Annotated in this window: 14 protein-coding genes; 7 read left to right on the forward strand and 7 right to left on the reverse strand. The window is 62.9% G+C overall.

The features are described from left to right. Positions 1–91 precede the first annotated feature (91 nt). Together EV286_RS12405 and lpxE are read left to right on the forward strand one after the other, a co-directional pair. Positions 92–850, forward strand: coding sequence for a phosphatase PAP2 family protein (locus EV286_RS12405; protein WP_132957423.1), 759 nt, complete (start codon positions 92–94; stop codon positions 848–850). Between the two features lie 88 nt (positions 851–938). Beyond that, positions 939–1670, forward strand: a complete 732-nt coding sequence (gene lpxE, locus EV286_RS12410; RefSeq protein WP_132957425.1) for a lipid A 1-phosphatase LpxE — start codon at positions 939–941, stop codon at positions 1668–1670. 69 nt (positions 1671–1739) lie between these two features. On the opposite strand, the gene EV286_RS12415 is transcribed toward lpxE, so the two are convergent. Beyond that, the gene (locus EV286_RS12415) at positions 1740–3626 is read right to left on the reverse strand and encodes an MFS transporter (protein WP_132957426.1); all 1887 of its coding nucleotides are present in this window, start codon (positions 3624–3626) and stop codon (positions 1740–1742) included. Between the two features lie 326 nt (positions 3627–3952). On the opposite strand from EV286_RS12415, the gene EV286_RS12420 reads away from it, so the two are divergent. From EV286_RS12420 to EV286_RS12430, 3 genes are all read left to right on the forward strand, one after another. Next, on the forward strand, positions 3953–4387 hold the full coding sequence (locus EV286_RS12420; RefSeq protein ID WP_132957427.1) for a CAP domain-containing protein: 435 nt from the start codon (positions 3953–3955) through the stop codon (positions 4385–4387). 337 nt (positions 4388–4724) lie between these two features. Continuing rightward, the gene (locus EV286_RS12425) at positions 4725–5759 is read left to right on the forward strand and encodes an aspartate-semialdehyde dehydrogenase (protein WP_132957428.1); all 1035 of its coding nucleotides are present in this window, start codon (positions 4725–4727) and stop codon (positions 5757–5759) included. Between the two features lie 197 nt (positions 5760–5956). Beyond that, entirely contained in the window at positions 5957–6772 is an 816-nt protein-coding gene (locus EV286_RS12430; RefSeq protein WP_132957429.1) for a lytic murein transglycosylase, read from the forward strand. A 79-nt stretch (positions 6773–6851) separates the two neighbouring features. On the opposite strand, the gene EV286_RS12435 is transcribed toward EV286_RS12430, so the two are convergent. Together EV286_RS12435 and pdxY are read right to left on the reverse strand one after the other, a co-directional pair. After that, positions 6852–7493 carry a carbonic anhydrase gene (locus EV286_RS12435; protein ID WP_132957430.1) on the reverse strand — a complete coding sequence of 214 codons (642 nt, stop codon included), beginning with the start codon at positions 7491–7493 and terminating at the stop codon, positions 6852–6854. Positions 7494–7578: 85 nt separating this feature from the next. Continuing rightward, positions 7579–8454 carry a pyridoxal kinase PdxY gene (pdxY, locus tag EV286_RS12440; RefSeq protein ID WP_132957431.1) on the reverse strand — a complete coding sequence of 292 codons (876 nt, stop codon included), beginning with the start codon at positions 8452–8454 and terminating at the stop codon, positions 7579–7581. 276 nt (positions 8455–8730) lie between these two features. Here pdxY and EV286_RS12445 point away from each other — a divergent pair, with 276 nt between their 5' ends. Together EV286_RS12445 and EV286_RS12450 are read left to right on the forward strand one after the other, a co-directional pair. Next, positions 8731–13515: an NAD-glutamate dehydrogenase gene (locus tag EV286_RS12445; RefSeq protein WP_132957432.1), complete on the forward strand. Its 4785-nt coding sequence runs from the start codon at positions 8731–8733 to the stop codon at positions 13513–13515. A 97-nt stretch (positions 13516–13612) separates the two neighbouring features. Continuing rightward, positions 13613–14932, forward strand: a complete 1320-nt coding sequence (locus tag EV286_RS12450; protein WP_132957536.1) for an MFS transporter — start codon at positions 13613–13615, stop codon at positions 14930–14932. 26 nt (positions 14933–14958) lie between these two features. Here the strand turns inward: EV286_RS12450 and purH are convergent, their stop codons facing one another. From purH to htpX, 4 genes are all read right to left on the reverse strand, one after another. Next, positions 14959–16575, reverse strand: coding sequence for a bifunctional phosphoribosylaminoimidazolecarboxamide formyltransferase/IMP cyclohydrolase (gene purH, locus EV286_RS12455; RefSeq protein WP_132957433.1), 1617 nt, complete (start codon positions 16573–16575; stop codon positions 14959–14961). A 98-nt stretch (positions 16576–16673) separates the two neighbouring features. After that, positions 16674–18350: a heparinase II/III family protein gene (locus EV286_RS12460; protein ID WP_132957434.1), complete on the reverse strand. Its 1677-nt coding sequence runs from the start codon at positions 18348–18350 to the stop codon at positions 16674–16676. A gap of 111 nt (positions 18351–18461) precedes the next feature. Further along, complete coding sequence (locus EV286_RS12465) at positions 18462–19868, reverse strand: RsmB/NOP family class I SAM-dependent RNA methyltransferase (protein WP_207909807.1); 1407 nt, start codon at positions 19866–19868, stop codon at positions 18462–18464. Then, positions 19859–20821 (reverse strand): zinc metalloprotease HtpX, encoded by a 963-nt coding sequence (gene htpX / locus EV286_RS12470; RefSeq protein ID WP_132957436.1) that lies wholly within the window; start codon positions 20819–20821, stop codon positions 19859–19861. The genes EV286_RS12465 and htpX overlap by 10 nt, the downstream gene beginning before the upstream one ends. Positions 20822–20878: the final 57 nt, after the last annotated feature.

Consider the following 20878-nt stretch of genomic DNA (forward strand, 5'->3'; position numbering starts at 1 on the left):
CTCCGGATTCCACGTCCGGGGGCTCTTTTCATTGAACTCCCCGCCCCGCGCTCCTATGTCGGTCCCGACAGCCATTCCACGACGGGAGCCCATGACGGACATCGCCTACGCCAAGCCCAGATTCTGGACCGAGCTTTCCCGGCGCTATAACGCCCGCCGGACGATCCACCGGCGCGTCCCGTGGCGCGGCTTCGCCCTTTCGACGATCAATATCGTCGCGATCGCCTTCTTCGTCTTCGACATGCCGCTCGGGCAGACGGCAAAAGAACTGCCGCCGCCGCTGATCTCGATCGCCGGCTATGTAACCGATATCGGCAAGCTCGCCTGGATCCTCGCCGCCGCATGCACGGTCCTTGTCACCGGCTATCTCGTCAGCAGGCGGCTTTCCAACGTCCGGCGCAGGCTGCGCATGGCCTACCTCCGGCAGATGGCTTCCTATGCCGGGCTTTCCGTGCTCCTCGCGAGCATCGTCGTGCATATCCTCAAGTTCGCGATCGGGCGGGCAAGGCCGCCGCTCTACAACACGGAGGGCGTGCTCGGTTTCCGTCCCTTCGATGGCGACTTCCTCTACATGAGCTTTCCTTCCGCTCATTCCGCCCATGTCGGCGCGCTCTTCATGTCGCTAGCGCTCCTCTTTCCGCGCTTTCGCCTGCTTTTCCTCGGCCTTGCCCTCTGGCTCGGCGCGACCAGGGTAATCATCGGCGTACACTATCCGAGCGATGTTGCCGCCGGCCTTGCGCTCGGCGCGTGGTTCGCCTTCGCGACCGCCATTGTCTTTGCCCGCTTTGGATTGGTCTTTTCCGTCGGCCTCAACGGCTGGCCGATGCCACGTCTCAACCGAATCTTCTGAAGCGACGGCGGGACGGTTGTAAAACCATTGTCGCATCACCCTGATAGCTCTCAGCGGATATTCATCCGGGCTAATCATGGGAACTCAGATGCAGGGGATACTGGCGTCTTTCGATAGACGGCGGCGGCGAGTACAGCGCGACATGGCGCCCCTCAGATGGCGGACCTGTCTTTTCGTGACGGTAAACGTCGTCCTCATCTCGATGATGCTGCTCGATGCCGCCGTAGGCGCCAGGGACATCGCCGCGCCTGTGCACCGGCTCGGTCGAATGCTGACAGATTTCGGTGAATCCGGCTGGATCATCTGTGTGAGCGCCTTCCTCTTCTTCGAGGGCTGGGCCGCCTGTCACCTACTGCGCTCGGTGCGCTACCGCTGCCAGGCCGTGCAAATCAGCCGCATCGGCGCCTATCTCCTTGTCTCGATCGCCCTCTCCGGGCTCCTCGCCAATCTCCTGAAGCGCGTCATCGGCAGGGCGCGACCGCAGCATTTCGAGGATCTTGGCATCTTCGGCTTCTCGCCCTTCTCGAATGCCTCCTTCCAGAGCTTTCCCTCGGGCCATGCGACGACCATCGGAGCCTTTTTCGCTGCCCTTGCGCTGCTTTTCCCGCGTTACCGCATTCTCTTCCTCGCCTGTGCCCTCTGGCTCGGCATGACCAGGGTCATGGTCGGGGCGCACTATCCGAGCGACGTCGCGGCAGGCCTCGCCCTCGGCGGCTGGTTCTCGCTGATGATCGCGATCGTCTGTGCCCGCTTGGGTCTGCTGTTCAGAACCGGTCCGGACGGTTTTCCCTTACCGCGCCGCCCGCTTTCGTGGACCTAGGGCTTCCGTGGAAAAGAAAAGCCCGACGCCTTTCAGCGCCGGGCTTAGGTTTTTCAGGACCTGCAGTTCTCAATCCATCGCGTGGATGTCGCGATCCTTGGTCTCCGGCAGGAAAAGCATCCCGATGACGAGCGTGATGCCCGCAAACACGATCGGGTACCAGAGGCCGTAGTAGATATCACCGGCCGCAGCACTCATGGCGAAGGCCATCGCCGGCAGCAGGCCGCCGAACCAGCCGTTGCCGATGTGATAGGGCAGCGACATGCCGGTATAGCGGATCCGCGTCGGGAACAGCTCGACCAGCAGGGCAGCGATCGGCCCGTAGACCATCGTCACGTAGATGACGAGGACCGTCAGCACGGCGATGACGCCTGTCCAGTTCACACGGGCAGGGTCGGCCACCATGGTGAAGGCGCCGCCATTGGCGATCGTGAAGACTGCCATGTCGTTGACGCCGGTAATTTCATCGGCGGTCAACAGCTTGCCCGCGACGAGCTGGTCGGCGGTCATCGTGGTCTTTTCGCCGGCGCGAACGGCCGTCGGATCAAGGCCGAGTTCCGGGTTGGCGGCGACGAAAGCGTCGAGCTTGGAATCCGGAACCTTGATAGGGCCCCGGACCAGCGGATAACCGGCATCGTGCAGGGCAATGAAGATGCTCTTTTCGAAGGCGGTGTTAAGCGACTTCGCATCGGCACCGGCGGCAACGGCGTCATAGCCCGTGATCGTCTGGTCGCCGATCTTCACGGTTGCTGCCGAGCCGGCCGGACCGTCCACGACATCATAGGGTACCGAGTTCCTGGTCAGGAACGAGGTGGCGATATCGCAGGACGTGGTGAACTTTGCCGTACCGGTCGGGTTGAACTGGAACTTGCAGTCGCCCGGTGCCGCGGTGACAGTCGCCCGCACCGTTGCCTGCGCCTCAGCGAGTGCCGGATTGGCAAAGTTGGTCATGGCCTTGAACAGCGGGAAATAAGTGAGCATCGCCAGCAGAAGGCCCGCCATAATGATCGGCTTGCGGCCGATCTTGTCCGAGAGCCAGCCGAAGAAGACGAAGAAACTGGTACCGATCAGCAGCGATGCGGCGACCATGATGTTCGCCGACTGCGCCTGGACCTTCAGGATGTTTTGCAGGAAGAACAGGGCGTAGAACTGTCCGCAATACCAGACAACCGCCTGACCCATGACAGCGCCGAAAAGCGCAAGCAGCGCGACCTTGGCATTCTTCCACTGACCGAAGGCTTCCGTCAGCGGCGCCTTGGAGCCCTTACCCTCTGCCTTCATCTTCTGGAAAGCCGGCGATTCGTTCATCTTCAGACGGATCCAGACGGACACGCCAAGAAGAACGACGGAGACTAAGAACGGAATGCGCCAGCCCCAGGCGGCAAATTCGGTGGAACCAAGCCAGTACTGCACGAAGAGAATCACGAGCAGCGACAGGAAAAGGCCGAGCGTCGCCGTCGTCTGGATCCAGGAGGTGAAATAGCCGCGCCGGCCATGCGGTGCATGTTCGGCCACATAGGTCGCCGCGCCGCCATATTCGCCGCCGAGGGCGAGGCCCTGCAGCAGGCGCAGAGCGATCAGGATGATCGGAGCCGCGATGCCGATCGACGCCGAGCCAGGCAGGATGCCCACGAGGAAGGTCGACAGGCCCATGATCAGGATCGTGATCAGGAAGGTGTATTTGCGGCCGACGAGATCGCCGAGGCGACCGAAGACCAACGCGCCGAAGGGGCGCACGAGAAAGCCCGCGGCAAAGGCGAGCAGCGCGAAGATGTTGCGCGTCGTTTCGGGATACTGGCTGAAGAAGGTGGCGCCGATATAGACGGCGAGTGATCCGTAAAGATAGAAATCATACCATTCGAAAACGGTACCAAGCGATGAGGCGAAGATGACCTTCTTCTCCTCGCTTGTCATCGGACCGGCCTTCGAGCCCCCGACGCTTGCGACATTTGCCATTGTCTGTCCTCCACAGAATGAATCGGCGCGCGCCGCGACCTACTCTCCTCCGGGTCCGCCATCGACACGACGCGCTTGCGCCAAATGTGACAGAAAATGGGCACGAGAAAGAGAGCGGCTTTGGGATTATGACTTTAGTCTAATGCCGCCGCGCGAATTGCCGCAGACATGCCCATACGACCCTTCAAGCCTATGGTCCGAGAAGGTTGCAGCCCAGGATTGCCTTGGCAAAGGTGAGCCGGATACTCTGAAGCTTTCAGGCGTTGTGTTAAGAGGAAGGTCCGCCACGCGCGAACCGTTGCGGGGCAAGAGGGGGAAATCCGAAAATGAAAATTCTGCAGACGGTTGCAATTGCGGTTCTGATTTCGGGATGCACAAGTGCGGCGCAGCTGCCGGCCCCGACGGTCGATTTCGGCCCCCAGACACTGGCCCTCATCAATTCCTACAGGACGAGCCGCGGCCTATCTCCCCTGGCCGAAAATGCCACGTTGAAAGCCTTGGCCCTCCAACATAGCCAGTATCAGGCAGCCCGTGGAACCATCAACCACAATGGCTTCCGCGAGAGATCGGCCCAAGCCAAAGCTGCTGGTCTCAGTGGCGTATGCACGGAAAACGTCGGTATCAGATATCAAAATGCACAGCATCTCTTTTCGGGATGGAGGAATTCCCCGGCCCATAACACGAACCTGCTTCGACCTAACATGCGATACGCAGGAGTTGCGGTGGTCGGAAATTACTCGACTTTCTTTGCCTGCGGGTAGCGCTTCATCGGCTTCGACGGCTTGCGCGGAAGCGCCAGCAAACACGGCCAATTGGCTTGACTCTTTCTGAAAACCTTCTAATACCAGCGGCGGAAAAGGACCAGTCCATGCTTCGTTGCGAACATGCCGTTGGCGAATGCGCTGTCCAGGCACACGCTGCCGGGCTGGATTTCTGTTTTCCGGTTTCTTCCAAAACCAAGGCCAAAACGACGACGAAAACCGTCTGACGTCTCTGGCCTGCCGCTCTCTCCCCGGCTCGGTCGGGGACAGGACGCTGCGATTTGATCGCGGCTCCCCCCTCACCGGACGAGGAGAGAAGAGAAAGAGAGCTTGAGAAATGGGTTTCAAAGTAGCCGTCGCGGGAGCGACCGGAAATGTCGGGCGCGAAATGCTCAACATTCTCTCCGAGCGTGGTTTTCCCGCCGATGAGGTCGTGGCGCTCGCTTCGGCCCGCTCCCAGGGCACCGAGGTTTCCTACGGCGACAAGACGCTGAAGGTTTCCAACCTGGAGAACTACGACTTCTCCGACACCGATATCTGCCTGATGTCGGCGGGCGGCGAGGTTTCCAAGAAGTTCTCGCCTAAGATCGGCCAGCAGGGCTGCGTCGTCATCGACAACTCCTCGGCATGGCGCTACGACGCCGACGTGCCGCTGATCGTTCCGGAAGTAAACCCGGATGCCGTCACGCAGTTTTCCAAGCGCAACATCATCGCCAATCCGAACTGCTCCACCGCCCAGCTCGTCGTCGCGCTGAAGCCGCTGCATGACTTCGCCAAGATCAAGCGCGTCGTCGTCTCGACCTATCAGTCCGTTTCCGGCGCCGGCAAGGACGGCATGGACGAGCTCTTCAACCAGACGCGCGCCGTCTTCGTCGCCGATCCGATCGAGAACAAGAAGTTCACGAAGCGCATCGCCTTCAACGTCATTCCGCACATAGACGTCTTCATGGAGGACGGCTACACCAAGGAAGAATGGAAGGTGCTCGCCGAGACCAAGAAGATGCTTGACCCGAAGATCAAGGTCACTTGCACGGCTGTACGCGTGCCCGTCTTCATCGGCCATTCCGAATCGGTCAACATCGAATTCGAAAACGAGATCACCGCCGATCAGGCGCGCGAAATTCTGCGCGACGCACCGGGTTGCCTCGTCATCGACAAGCACGAGAACGGTGGCTACATCACCCCTTACGAGAGCGCCGGCGAAGACGCGACCTTCATTTCGCGCATCCGCGAGGACGCAACTGTCGAGAACGGTCTCAACCTGTGGGTCGTTTCCGACAACCTGCGCAAGGGTGCCGCGCTGAATGCCATTCAGATCGCCGAGCTCCTTATCAACCGCGGCCTCATCAAGCCGCGCAAGCAGGCCGCCTGACACGCTTTGTAAACCATTGCAAAAATAAAGTGGTCCCGCCGGCTCCGGCATTCCGGAGGGCGGGACTTCCCTTGATCGGCGGGCCTTTCCGGACACTGCAGCAGCGAAATGCAGCCTCGCCAAAACGTGATCGTGACAGACCCGCCCGGGACTGGCATGGTTCTTGGTCGTCAAGCTATGAACATTCGGGGATTCTCATGCGCATGACAAGAACAGCTCTGGCCGCAGCGGCCATGGCCGCCCTTTTCAGTACCACGGCAGCGGCGCAAGGCGCCCGTTGCGGCAACACAGGCTCAGGATTCGACGCCTGGGTGGCCGACTTCAAGCAAGAGGCTGCGGCGAACGGCGTCAGCCGGTCGGTTCTCGATCGGGCCTTCAGCAATGTGAACTACAACGTCAGCACAATCCGCGCCGACCGCGGGCAGAAGAGCTTCAAGCTCTCCTTCGACGCATTCATGAAGAAACGCGGCGGGGCAACGATCATCTCTCGCGGCAAGAGCATGAAGCGCTCCAACCAGGCGCTGTTCGCCTCGATCGAACGGCGTTTCGGCGTGCCGGCCGGTCCGCTGATCGCGATCTGGGGCATGGAGACGGGCTTCGGCAGCTATATGGGCAAGGAGCACACGCTCTCGGCGGTTTCGACGCTTGCCTATGATTGCCGCCGCTCGGACTACTTCACCGACCAGCTTTATGCGGCCCTGCAGCTTGTTTCGGAAGGCTACCTGAACCCGAATGCCCGCGGGGCAGCCCACGGCGAGATCGGCCAGACGCAGTTCCTGCCGCGCAATGTCGTTCGCTTCGGCGCCGATGGCGACGGCGATGGCAAGGTCGACATGGTGGGCTCGCGTGCCGACGCGTTGGCCTCGACCGCAAACTTCCTGCGTGGGCACGGATGGCAGCCGGGACAGGGCTACCAGCCGGGCGAGCCTAACTTCGCGGCAATCCAGGGCTGGAACGCCGCGAGTGTCTATCAGCAGGCGATCGCCTATATCGGCGCGCAGATCGACGGATAAACAAAAGGCATCCGGCAGGCGGGACCTGCCGGCCTCTCATTCCGAAAGAGCCTAATGCGGCTGCAGCGCCGCCCGATCGTCAGAGATCCGGGCGGATGAAATCCCGTGTCTCCGCGTCCATCACCCAGAGTTCGCCGGTCGAGATGTCGAACCAGGCGCCATGAAGCTGAAGCTTGCCCGCATCCTCGCGTGCCTTGATTTCAGGGAATGTCCGCAGGTTGTCCAGCGAGTTGCGGATAGACACCCGCTCCAGCGCCGTCTGCCGTTCGGAAGCCGTCATGACATCGTTGCTCTGGATCTGCTCGGCAGCCGGCCTGACGAGCGACATCCAGCGGCCGATGAAGTCGCCGGGCGACAGCGGTTCCGCATTCGGATCGAGCGCGGCGCGGATGCCGCCGCAGCGCCCATGTCCCATGACGACGATGTCGCTGACCTTAAGGCTGAGGACTGCGAACTCGAGCGCGGCCGAGGTCGCGTGAAAGTGGCCGTCCGGCTCGTAGGGTGGCACCATGTTGGCGACGTTGCGGATAACGAAGAGTTCGCCCGGTCCGGCATCGAAGATCAATTCGGGGGCGGCGCGGGAATCGCTGCACGCGATCATCAAGGTCGTGGGGCTCTGCCCATCCTCTGCAAGACGACGATAGCGCTCGCGCTCGTCGGCATAGCGCCCGCTCATGAAGTTGCGGTAACCTTCGAGGAGTGTCGTGGGGAAACGCTGCATGACTCTGGATTACCCCGCAAGGCGGCCGAGATCAACTGTTGCAGTGCGAAAGGGCCGCGACCGCCCGCACTCTATTTCATAGCCTTTATCTTTTGAGCTTCTGGGCCGGATGGACGAGCCGGCGCATCTGCACCATCGCCATCGGCGTCGAGAGGCTCGATGCGTCGCTCGCAAGCGTCAGCTCGTCGCCGCCGCGTTTGGCAGTGCGAGCAAGGATTTCGTAGACGCTTGCCGTCGCAAGCTGGAGCGCGCGTTCCTCCTCCATGCCGGACAGCAGGCGCGAGAGGAAAACGGCGGAAAGCAGGTCACCGAGGCCGTTCGGTGGATTTTCGATCACGCGGTGTTCGGCAAGAAGCGCATGGCGGCCGGTGAGATAGAGGTTGCCCGTGCCGCCCGCCATCATCGGGACGGCCGAGGTGACGAGCATGCGCGCCGGGCCGAGCGCGAGCGCAGCCTCCATGATCGCCGTATTGCTCTCCAGCGGCGCGCCGGCCATCCAGGCAAGCTCGTAGCGGTTGGGTGTCGCAAGGGAGGCAAGCGGGATCAGATGGTCACGGATCGCCTCGGCGGTCGCCTCGGGCACGTAGAGGCCGCCAAGATCGCCCATAACGGGGTCACAGACATAGAGGAAATCGGGGTTGCGCTCGCGCAGCGCGGATACGAGTCGCGCGACGGAACGCGCCTGGGCGGCATTGCCGAAATAGCCGGAGAGCACTGCCTTGACCTCGCCAAGCCAGGGCGCCCTGATCAGATCATCAATCGCATGGTCGAAATCTGCCTCCGGAAAGGTCAATCGCGTCGAGCGGCCATGCCCGGGATGCCAGGGAAGCACGATGGTCGGCAGCGCCCAGACCGGATGGCCGAGGGTTTCGAGTGCAAAGACGGCGGCACGGTTGCCGACCGCTCCCCGGACGACATGACTGGAGATGGCGATGACGGCCCCAGGGGCATTTTCCGACATGGACTGAATTCCGATTTCGAATGCTGCGTTGATCCTCCTTTTGCGGGCCATCTGTCAACCGCTCTTCATGAAGCCATGAAAACGTGAGGCTGGCGGCATCGGTTCGGGCTTTTGGCTGCGATTTCCATCGATTTCCGGGCCGAATCCGCGCCGCACGCAGGATTCTTTCGAAAGACCGGGCGCAAAGCTTCAAATCGCGTCGCAAAGAGCCTCTTTTTGCAGGTTTTTTCCCGAAATGTTCTGCTAACCTGCCGCAAATCAGCATAGGGGGGTATCATGGCCGGCAAGAGCAACCCGAAACGGGAAAAACAGATCGAAGCGGCGCGCAAGATTGCCGCGGCAACGGGGGATGGCTATCTCGATCCGGGCATTCTTTTCAGCCGCGCCAGCAGCGACGACCTCGAGCGCTATACCCCGGAAATGCTCGCACTTTCGGCCGTCCACACAGCGAGCGAACTTGCTGCCTGGAGCGGCAGCGCTCCGCGCGTCAGCATCGCGACCATCGCCGATGTCGAGCCCGAGGGAATCCCCGTCTCGATCCTGACGGTTACCGACCACAACATGCAGTTCCTCTTTGAATCTGTCATGGGGGAGGTCACCAGCACCTATCGCGATCTCTTCATGGCGGTGCATCCGATCCTTGTCCTGGAAGACGGAAAGAAGCCTGAACTCTATTCCGCGGAGAGGCAAAGCGATCCCGCCCGGCGCGTCAGCCACATCCAGCTCCACCTCGCCCCCCTGACAGCGGACCAGGCGGACGAGCTGATCAGGCGCGTCTCTACGGTTCTCGAACAGGTGCATGTGACCGTTTCCGACTGGAAACCGATGATCGCCAGGCTGGACACGGTGATCGAGGAGCTTTCGACCCATGAGGCTGGACGCCGCAAGCCCGACCGGGACGAGGCGCTCGCCTTCCTTTCCTGGCTGCGCGACGACAACTTCACCTTTCTCGGCATGCGCGAGTATGTCTATTCCGGCAAGGGGACGGATGCGAGGATCGAGCGTGACAAGGGCGCCGGTCTCGGCATCCTTTCCAATCCCGACGTACTCGTCCTGAGGCAGGGCAAGGACGCGGTGACGACCACGCCGGAAATCCTGGCCTTCCTCGACGGGCCGGATTTCCTGATCGTGACCAAGGCGAACGTCAAGTCGATCGTCCACCGCCGCGCCTACATGGACTATATCGGCGTCAAGCGCTTCGACGCCGAGGGCAGGGTGACGGGCGAGCTGCGCATCGTCGGGCTCTTCACCTCCACCGCCTATACGAGTTCGACTACCGAGGTCCCGCTGCTGCGCTGGAAGGTGCAGAAGGTCGTCGACCATTTTGACTTCGACCCGACGAGCCACTCTGGCCGCATGCTGCAGAACACGCTCGAATCCTATCCGCGCGACGACCTCTTCCAGATCGACGCCGGCCTGCTTTCTGCCTTCTGCGAGCAGATCAACGACCTCACGGACCGGCCCCGCGTTCGGGCACTGCCGCGCATCGACCATTTCGACCGATTTGTTTCCGTCATCGTCTACGTACCGCGCGAGGAATATGATTCGAACGTCCGCGAAAAGATCGGCGCCTACCTGAAGACCGTCTATGACGGCCGTCTCTCCGCCTATTACCCGGCCTTCCCGGAAGGCGGCGTTGCGCGCGTGCATTTCATCATAGGCCGCACGGGCGGCAGGACGCCGCGCATCCCGCAGGCCAAGCTCGAAGAGGCAATCCGCACAATCACGGCACGCTGGGACGATCGCTTCGAGCTCCTGGCAGGGCCGGGGGCACCCCGCATCGCAGTGAGCCCCGCCTTCCAGGACAGTTTCACGCCCGAGGAGACCGTTGCCGACCTGCCCGACATCGCCGCCTGCGCCACGAGCGAGCCGATCCGCATCGCCTTCTATCGCCGTGAGGGCGAAGGATCCGTGCTTTCGCTGAAGATCTTCCATGCCGGCGGGCAGCTTGCACTTTCCCGCCGGGTGCCGCTTCTCGAAAATCTCGGCTTCAACGTGGTCAGCGAGCAGACCTTCGATATCGATGTGCCGAACAAGGAAGGTGCGGCAGCGCTTGTCGTCCTGCATGACATGGAGCTCGAAGTTCGCGGCAGCGAAATGATCGACCTCGACCGGCATGGGCCGGCTCTCGAAGAAGCCTTTCTCGCGGCCTTCGCCGGACTGATCGACAATGACGGCTTCAACAGGTTGATCGTCTCGGCCGATCTGACGGCACGCGAGGCCAATGTGCTGCGGGCCTATGCCCGCTACCTGCGCCAGGCCGGCATCGCCTATTCGCACGAATACATCGCCGTCACGCTCGACAAGTACCCGCAGATCGCCGCCGCGATCTTCCGGCTCTTCCATGACACGCTGGTCCCAAGGCTTTCCGAAAAGGTTCGGGTCAAGAAGCTTGCCGAACACCACCAGCAGATCGAGACCGCCTTGGCCAACGTGCCGAGCCTCGACGACGACCGCATCCTGCGCCGCTATGTCAATGCGGTCGATGCGACGCTGCGCACCAACTACTTCCAGCACAATGTCGACGGCACGCCGAAGGCAATGCTCGCCTTCAAGCTCGATCCGATGCTTCTGGACGGGCTGCCGGAACCTCGCCCTTTCCGGGAGATCTTCGTCTACGGCGCGGAGGTGGAAGGCGTCCACCTGCGCTTCGGCGCGATCGCCCGCGGCGGCATTCGCTGGTCCGACCGGGCCGAGGACTACCGCACCGAAGTGCTTGGTCTCGTCAAGGCGCAGCAGGTGAAGAACGCGGTGATCGTGCCCGTCGGCGCTAAGGGCGGCTTCTATCCCAAACGGCTTCCGGCCAACGGCAGCCGCGAGGAGATTTTCAATGCGGGACGTGAGGCCTACAAGACCTATATCCGCACGCTGCTTTCGATCACCGACAACATCGACGTCAACGGCTTGCTGCCACCCAGCGATACGGTGAGGATCGACGGCGACGATCCATACTTCGTAGTCGCCGCCGACAAGGGCACGGCGACCTTTTCCGACACCGCCAATGGGCTGGCGCAGGAAGCTGGCTTCTGGCTGGACGACGCCTTCGCTTCAGGCGGCTCGGCGGGCTACGACCACAAGAAGATGGGCATCACCGCCCGCGGCGCCTGGGAAACCGTGAAGCGCCATTTCAGGGAAATGGACATCGACATCCAGACCACTCCCTTCACCGTTGCGGGTGTCGGCGACATGTCGGGCGACGTATTCGGCAACGGCATGCTGCTTTCGCCGAAGATCCGCCTCGTTGCGGCCTTCGACCACCGCGATATCTTCATCGATCCCAACCCGGACATGGCCAAAGCCCTAACCGAGCGCCGGCGCCTCTTTAACCTGCCGCGATCGAGCTGGCAGGATTTTGACAGGCAGGCGCTTTCGAAGGGCGCCATGATCATCTCCCGCTCGATGAAATCCGTGACGCTGACGCCGGAGGCGGTGGCCGCGATCGGCATCGACAAGACGGTGGCGACTCCCTTCGAGATCATCACGGCAATCCTGAAAAGCCCGGTGGACCTGCTCTGGTTCGGCGGTATCGGCACCTACATCAAGGCCATGGGTGAAGCCGATTCCGAAGTCGGAGACCGCGCCAACGATCCGATCCGCGTCACTGCCGACGACGTGCGGGCGCGAGTGATCGGCGAGGGCGCCAACCTCGGCGTGACGCAAAAGGGCCGCATCGCCTACGGGCTCAAGGGCGGACGCTGCAATTCCGACGCGATCGACAATTCGGCCGGTGTCAACACCTCCGACGTCGAGGTCAACATCAAGATCGCGCTTGCCTCCGCCATGCGCGAGGAACGCCTGAGCCGGACGAAACGCGACCAGCTCCTCGCCTCGATGACAGACGAGGTGGCAATGCTGGTGCTGCGCAACAATTACCTCCAGTCACTTGCGATTTCGCTGACGGAGCGCAAGGGCACCGCAAACGGGCTGCAGCTCGGCCGCTTCATGACCGTGCTTGAATCCAAGAAGCAGCTCAATCGCAAGGTGGAGACGCTACCCGACGAACAGACGCTCGCCGAGCGTTATGCCAACGGCAAGCCGCTGACGCGTGCCGAAATCGGCGTCCTGCTCTCCTATGCCAAGATCGTGCTCTTCGATGCGCTGGTCGCAAGCGACCTGCCAGACGATCCCTATTTCTCGGCAACGCTTTCGGCCTATTTCCCGGCGAAGATGCAGAAATCGCATGCGGCCGATATCGTAAGCCATCGCCTGCGGCGCGAGATCATAGCGACCGCGCTCGCCAACGAAGCGATCAACCGCGGAGGTCCGGGCTTTGCCGTGGCAATGATGGACGCGACCGCCGCCTCGGCGGCAGAGGTCGTCAAGGCAGCGATCGTTGCCCGCGACGGGTTCGACCTTACCCGGCTGTGGAACGAGACGGATGCGCTGGACGGACGTATTTCCGGCGAGATGCAGAACCGCATCTATGGCGAGATCGGCCAGACATTCACCGTACTGACCCGGCTTCTGCTCAAGACCGGCATCGCGAAGGCCGACCTCGGGGCGACGGTGAGCAGACTGCATGCGACGATCAAGAAGCTTCGCCCGGTCTTTGTCAGCAACACGACGCCGGAGGTCGCCGCCGACCTCTCCGCCCGACAGGCGGAATATCAGGAAGCGGGCGTGCCGGAGAAGCTTGCCGCCGACATCTCGACCCTGCCTGCATTCGCGCTGGTGCCGGAGATCATGCAGATCGCCGAGCGCACCGAGGAGACACTGACCCGGGCAGCTGAAAGCTATTTTACCGTGTCGCGCACGTTCCGCATCGGGCGCCTGCTCTCAGCAGGTAACCGTATCATCACCGCCGACCACTACGAAAACCTCGCGCTGGCCCGCAGCCTCGACCAGATCGCCGGCGCACGGCGCGACATCGTGATCTCGGCGCTCAGCAACCACCGCCAGCAGAAGCAGCCGGTCCAGGCCTGGCACGCCGGCGACCGGATCCGCATCAACCGCATCGCCGAGGAGCTTTCCGGCCTCAGCGGAAGCGGCGATCCCAACCTTGCCCGCATAACCGTTGCAGCCGGACTGCTGAGCGATCTTGCCCGCGACAGCGCCGCCTGAGACGGGTACCAGCGCAACAGAGAGGCGTAACTTGAACGTTTCGACCGCCACGGAGGAGACGCCGGCCAAGGTGCCGGCGCGGGGCATCTGGGGATGGATGCTTTTCGACTGGGCAGCACAACCCTTCTTTACGGTGGTGACCACCTTCATCTTCGGCCCCTATTTCGTGGCGCGGCTGACAGACGATCCGGTTTCGGCCCAGACGGCTTGGAGCAACATGGCGACGGTCTCTTCGATCATCATCGCCGTGCTCTCGCCCGTGCTCGGCTCGATCGCCGACCAGTCGGGCGCACGAAAGCCGTGGATCGCCTTTTTCGCGGTGATCAAGATCGCAAGCCTCTGCTGCCTCTGGTTCGCAGCGCCCGGCTCGCCGCTCATCTATCCGGTCATCTTCATGGTCCTCGCCTCCATCTCGGCGGAGTTCTCCATCGTCTTCAACGATTCGATGATGCCGCGCCTCGTCGCCAAGGAGGAGGTCGGCCGTCTTTCGAACACCGCTTGGGGCCTCGGTTATCTTGGCGGCATGATCGTGCTGATCGCAGTGGTGACGCTGCTTGCTGCCAATCCGGAAACTGGACGGACGATCCTCGGGATCACGCCGCTCTTCGGCCTCGATCCGCACCTCGGCGAGGATGCGCGCATCACCGGGCCGATTTCAGCGGCCTGGTATTTCGTCTTCATCCTGCCGATGTTCTTCTTCACGCCCGATTCGCCCCACGGCAAGCCGTTCGCCCCCGCGATCAGGGCCGGCTTGGCCGAACTGCGCTCGACGCTTGGCGAACTCAGGCACCGCACCGGCATTTTCAGATTCCTCATCGCCCGCATGATCTACCAGGACGGCGTCAACGGCCTTCTGATCCTCGGAGGAGCCTTCGCCGCCGGCATGTTCGGCTGGGCGACCATCGAGATCGGCCTTTACGGCATCATCCTCAATATCGTTGCGATTTTCAGCTGCCTGATTGCCGGGCGGCTCGATCGCCGGCTCGGCTCGAAGACGATGGTGCTGATCAGCCTCGCGCTGCTGCTGATCGCCACCATCGGCATCATCTCCACCGGACCGGGCTTCACGTTCTTCGGGCTGATGCCGCTCTCGACGGTCGATTCCGGCGACCTCTTCGGCACGGCCGCGGAAAAGGCCTACATCCTCTTCGGCCTGCTGATCGGCATCGCCTTCGGGCCGGTGCAGGCGTCCTCGCGTTCCTACCTCGCGAGAAGCGTCAGCCTTGCGGAAGCCGGCCGCTATTTCGGTATCTATGCCCTTTCCGGCCGGGCGACGAGCTTCATGGCGACGCTGCTGTTCTCGCTCGTCACGTACTGGAGCGATTCTGCCCGCTGGGGCATGGCGACACTGATCCTGTTCCTGGCAGCCGGTCTTATCCTGCTTGTCAGGACGCCCTATCCGGCCGATCCCGCCTGAGGCCGGCCGGGGGGTATGCCCTCGGCTCAGTGGCGGAAGTGGCGCATGCCGGTGAAGACCATCGCGACATTGTGCTCGTTTGCCGCGTCGATGACCTCCTGGTCGCGCATCGAGCCGCCCGGCTGGATGACCGCGGTGGCGCCAGCCGCGATCATCGAAAGCAGGCCGTCGGCGAAAGGAAGAAACGCTTCCGAAGCCACTGCAGAGCCACGCGTCAGCGGTTCGGCAAGTCCCATGGCCCTGGCTGCTTCCTCGGCCTTGAGGCCGGCGATGCGGGCAGAATCGACACGGCTCATCTGGCCGGCGCCGATGCCGGCCGTCTGGCCGTCCTTGGCATAGACCACGGCGTTCGACTTCACATGCTTTGCCACCTTGAAGGCGAACTTCATGTCTTCCAGCTCCTGCACCGTCGGTGCGCGCTTGGTGACGACCTTCAGCTCCAGATCCTCGACCATGCCGTCGTCGCGGCTCTGGACCAGCAGGCCACCGGAAACGGTCTTCGCCGTCAGGCCGGGCAGGCGCGGATCGGGCAGGCCGCCGGCCGAGAGCAGGCGCAGGTTCGGCTTCTTCGCAACGATCGCCTTTGCCTCCTCGGAAACCTCCGGCGCAATGATGACCTCGGTGAAGAGCTTGACGATTTCCTCGGCCGTCTCGGCATCGAGCATCCGGTTCATCGCGATGATGCCACCGAAGGCCGAAACCGGATCGCAGGCGAGTGCCCGCTTGTAGGCTTCGACAAGGCTCGGGCCGGTCGCAACGCCGGAGGGATTGGCGTGCTTGATGATGGCGACCGCCGGCGACTTCGCCGGGAGGAACTCTCCAACCAGCTCATAGGCTGCGTCGGTGTCGTTGATGTTGTTGTAGGAAAGCTGCTTGCCCTGGATCAACGCGGCGGTTGAGACGCCGGGGCGCCTTTCGCCGGTGACGTAGAAGGCCGCGTTCTGGTGCGGGTTCTCGCCGTAGCGCATCTCTTCCTTGAGAACGCCCCCGATGACGCGGTGGCGCGGCGTGTCGATCTTCAGCGCCTCGGCGAACCAGCTCGAAATCATCGCGTCATAGGCCGCGGTCCGCGCGAAGGCCTTGGCCGCCATCTGCTGGCGGAAAGCATAGGCGGTCCTGCCGTCATGAACAGAAAGCTGCTCGAGCAGTTCGGCGTAGTCGGCCGGATCGCTGAGGATCGTCACGTAGGCATGGTTCTTTGCCGAGGCGCGGATCATCGCCGGCCCGCCAATATCGATGTTCTCGACGGTGGTCGGGTAATCCTCGCCGGCGGCGCGCACGTCCTCGAAAGGATAGAGATTGCTGACGAGCAGATCGATGCCCTCGATTCCCTGGGCCTTCATCGCCGCCTGATGATCGGCATCATCACGGATCGCAAGCAGCCCGCCATGGACCTTCGGATGCAGCGTCTTGACGCGGCCGTCCATGATCTCGGGAAAGCCGGTCACATCGGAAACGTCGGTCACAGCAAGGCCGGCAGCCGCGATCGCCTTATACGTGCCGCCCGTCGACAGAAGACGAACGCCCCTTTCGGCAAGTACGCGTGCAAGCTCGACGACGCCGCTCTTGTCGAAGACGGAAAGCAGCGCGGTCTTGATTTCGACCTTGTCCGGGGCAGGGATTTTCTTGGAAACGACGGCCATGAACTTTCTCCGGTTCGCCATGCGGGAGGCATCCACCAAAGGACGCCAAAGCTATGGCCGCCGCGTTAGCACAGCTTGGCCGCGGAGCAAACAGAACTCTAGGAGCGCCGCGATAAAAACCAGCGGATTTCAGGCTTTGCCTCGGGCGAAAAGGCAATCTCGATCTGCTCGGACGCACAGATGCCGGAGGCATCCGCGAAGAACACATCCTCGGCGACAACGACGTCATTGCCCGGAGAGGAGAAGAGCCAGGTCTCGCCATCCGGCGTGGTCAGGAGCACGGATTCGCGCTCCGTCTGCTGCAGGTTGATCGCCGGATGCACGTGGAAGCGGGCAGTCGCTTGGACGCCCTTTTTCGGCCTCGGCTCACCCTCGGCGACCAGTCGGTCGCGGCCGGTGAGGATCGTGCCGGTGGCATTCAGCGTCAACTCACGCTCATGAACGATACCGAAGCTGCGCAGATAGCCGTCATGAGACGCCTTGACGGAATCACGCCCATCTTCGGTCTCGCCGCGCTCGACGGTCACGGAATGAACGGTTTCAGTCATGACGTGGCCGAGAAAAGCCGATTGCGTAATGCGGCTCGACGAGGTGTCGTCGAGAGTAACGGTCGAGTGGGCGGCGGTCGCCCGCGCCATCTGCGCGTAGCGGCGGCCGGCAAACTTCGGCGAGCCGGAATTGACAATCAGACGATGTCGGCCCGAGGACATCTCGAAGGAGAGGCAGCCGGCATGGGCGGTCGCCGAGAGGCCACCCGGCGCGGGAGGGCCGGTATCGGCGATGACGACGCTCTTGCCGGAGGCAAGTCGTTGGTAACGCGTCTGCGGCATCGCCTTGAAGGGCTGGCCGCCGGTCTCGTCGTAGCGCAGCACCGAGAGCAATTCGCCGGCAGGCGTCGAGGTGGCGCCGTTGAAGAGCGCGAGATCGCCGTCCTGGTGGCGGAAGAAGCGCAACGCCGGATACATGCGGTCGATGCCCGGGATGAGCCGCACCGGCACGTCATGGCCAAGGTTCACATAGGTCTGGCGAAGCGGCAGCAGATCGAGCAGCAGTTCAAGCCCGACGCGTGGATTGCGCGAGATATGGCCGCCATCGGCAAGGATCTGCCGGTCGATCTCTCGGTCGAGATCCTGTCCGGCGCGGCGGATGACGGAAGGGCGCGCCGGCATCGCGACAGAGGCAACTGCGAGCGCGATGCGGATCCGGAAGAGGACTTCGCCATCCGGCGCCACCGGCGCGATTCGCCGCAGATAGCGCACCTGGAAGGCAAGCGAACGCATGAAACGACGATAGAAACCGCGATCGCCCGATTGCAGCAGCACCGGCGAATGGGAAAGCCAGGCAATAAGGCGCTGGGCCGCGACATCCGGTTCCCATGCGATACCGGTGACCCGGCGACCATGGATGGCGATCCAGTCGTTGACGACGGAGCGTGCCGCGGCCGCAGCCGCCTCGCTCTTGTTGGCGCGCATGTGGCGCAGCCAGCCGAAACCGTGCAGCCGGCTTGCGAAGGTGCGCGAGGGCAGGCTCAGCGAGAACGGCGACTTGCCATGTGTTTCGAGAAGGCGGCCTGCGAGCGGAAAACGGTCGGCCAGGATTTCGTCGGCGACGAAAGGATCGATGCTGCGCAAGTCTGTCGGCGCAACGATCAGCCGCTCCGGAGCCCGGACGGTGTGGCGGAAGAGACGCAGGCGCAGGAGCGCGACGCGGCGAACGATGCGCCGCCAGGCTTCCCGAACGTACAAACCGGATAACCGCCTGCCGAAAATCTGCATGGTTTATTTTTTATTATCTCTGACGGTTAAGAAGTCGTAAACGACGGCCCGTCCGCGCCCCGTTCGATGCAATTTATGAGCTTTTTGGAATACGCGATAGCGTGTCCTGCCTTAGCGGGTACGGCGCAGCACCGCCGCGAAGAAGCCGTCGAGACCGGATGGAATGCCTTCGCCAAGCGGCAGCATCGCCGGCGTGGTGCGAAATTCTCCGAGCGGGGAGATCGCGTCCTCGAGGCCCGGCCAGTCCTCGGCCCTGACGGGAACGCGCTCGACGCCGTCCGAATCGGCAAGGACGCGGGCAACCACGTCCTCGCCTTCCAGCGGATCCAGCGAACAGTTGGAAAAGACGACAAGGCCGCCGGGCTTGACCAGCGTCAGGGCGTGCCGCAGCAGCCGTTCCTGAAATGCCGCGAGCCTTTCGATGTCTGCCATGCCCTTGGTCCAGAGCACGTCCGGATGGCGGCGGGTCGTGCCGGTGGAAGAGCAGGGCGCGTCGAGGAGCGCGGCATCGAAGAGCTCGTCCGGCCGGTATTTCGCCATATCGGCGACCATGGTCTGCGCCTTCAACTGCAGGCGCGCGAGATTGGTCTCCAGCCGCTTCAGGCGCGTCGCGGACTGGTCGAGCGCCGTCACCTCGCCGCCGGCGAGTATCAGCTGGGCGGTCTTGCCGCCCGGGGCAGCGCAAAGATCGACGACACGCTTGCCGGTGAGCGAACCGAAGAGCCGTGCCGGAATGCCGGCAGCCGCATCCTGAACCCACCATTCGCCATCGTCGTAGCCTTCCAGAGCAGGAATCCCTCCTTCGAAGGCGGCAAGGCGCACGCCGCCGGTCGGCAGCACGACACCGTTCAACCTCCTCGCCCAGCCCTCGGCATCGGATTTGACCGTGATGTCGATTGCCGCCGGTTCGAGCTGCGCCTCCGCGATCGCTAGTGCCGCCTCGCGTCCATAGGCGCCTTCCAGGCGCTCGATGAACCAATCAGGCGTGGCGGGCACGGAGGCTATGCGTCGGAGAACGTCCTGCTTTTCGCGGCCCAGCCGACGCAGGATGGCATTGACGAGGCCGGCGAAGCGCCTGTTGCGCGGGTCCTGATTGGCCTGCTCGACGGCAAGGTCGACTGCGGAATGATCCGGGACGTCGAGATAGAGGATCTGCGCGGCACCGACCGTCAGCAGGTGGTGCAAGGCGCGAGCGCCCTCCGGCAGGGGTGAATCGAGCAGCGAGGCGAGCGCCGCGTCGATGCGCGGCAGGTGACGCAGGGCCGAATTCAGGATCGCCCGCACCAGCGCGCGGTCGTTCTCGCCCAGGGCGCGATACGCCGGATTGCCGCCTTCCGCATCGAGCATGCCGTCAAGCGACGTCTTGCGGTCGACAACGGCGGCAAGGATCTTCGCGGCCGTCGCGCGCGCAGCAAAGCCTGGCTTCTCCTCACGGGCCGCCTGCGGTGGCCTTTCAGCAGGCTTGTGTCTTCTGCTCTTGTGGAAAGGCTTGGCTTTGCCGTCTGAATTCAAGACCACGGACCTTTAGGGGGTTGCGAACCGTCGCCACCCTGGCCTGCATTGGGCACCGAGCGCGATTTGCGCACCGGATTAACAGGCCGGACCGCCGCCGTCGACCCGCCGCTGAAATTTCGCGCCATGTCATGCAGCGCGGCGATCCGGTTTTCCGTATTCGGATGGGTGGAAAAGAGGTTGTCCATGCGTTCGCCCGAGAGCGGATTGATGATGAACATATGCGCCGTGGCCGGGTTGCGCTCGGCATCGTAGTTCGGCACATGCGCGGCCCCGCGGGCGATCTTGCCCAGCGCCGAGGCTAGCCAGATCGGGTTGCCGCAGATTTCCGCGCCGCGCCTGTCGGCGGAATATTCGCGGGTACGGCTGATCGCCATCTGCACCAGCATGGCGGCAAGCGGCGCCACGATCATGGCCACCAGCACGCCGATGAAACCGAGCGGATTGTTGTTGTTTTCGCGATGGCCGCCGAAGAAGAAAGCGAAATTGCCGAGCATGGAGATCGCACCGGCAAGTGTCGCCGTGATCGTCATGGTCAGCGTGTCGCGGTTCTGCACATGGGCGAGCTCATGCGCCATCACGCCCGCCACTTCTTCGGGCGTCAGCGCGCTCAGAAGCCCGGTAGAGGCCGCGACCGCGGCGTTCTCCGGATTGCGGCCGGTCGCAAAGGCGTTCGGCTGCGGATTGTCGTAGAGATAGACGCGCGGCATCGGCAGGCCGGCATTGCGCGCGAGATCGCGCACGATCCGGTAGAATTCGGGCGCATTGCGCTCGTCGACCTCCTGGGCGCGGTACATGGAAAGCACCATGCGGTCCGAATTCCAGTAGGAGAAGAAATTCATGCCGGCGGCGATGAGGAAGGCGATCATCATGCCGCCGCGCCCACCGATCAGGAAGCCGACGAACATGAACAGGGCCGTCATGAAGGCAAGCAACATGGCAGTGCGAACGAGGTTCATCGGTGTCTCCATCTCCCGTTTTCGGCGAAGGGCTTTTCAATTGCAGCGCCGCCGCAC

The organism is Rhizobium sp. BK251 (assembly GCF_004345245.1).
In the GTDB taxonomy this organism is placed as follows: Bacteria; Pseudomonadota; Alphaproteobacteria; order Rhizobiales; family Rhizobiaceae; genus Rhizobium.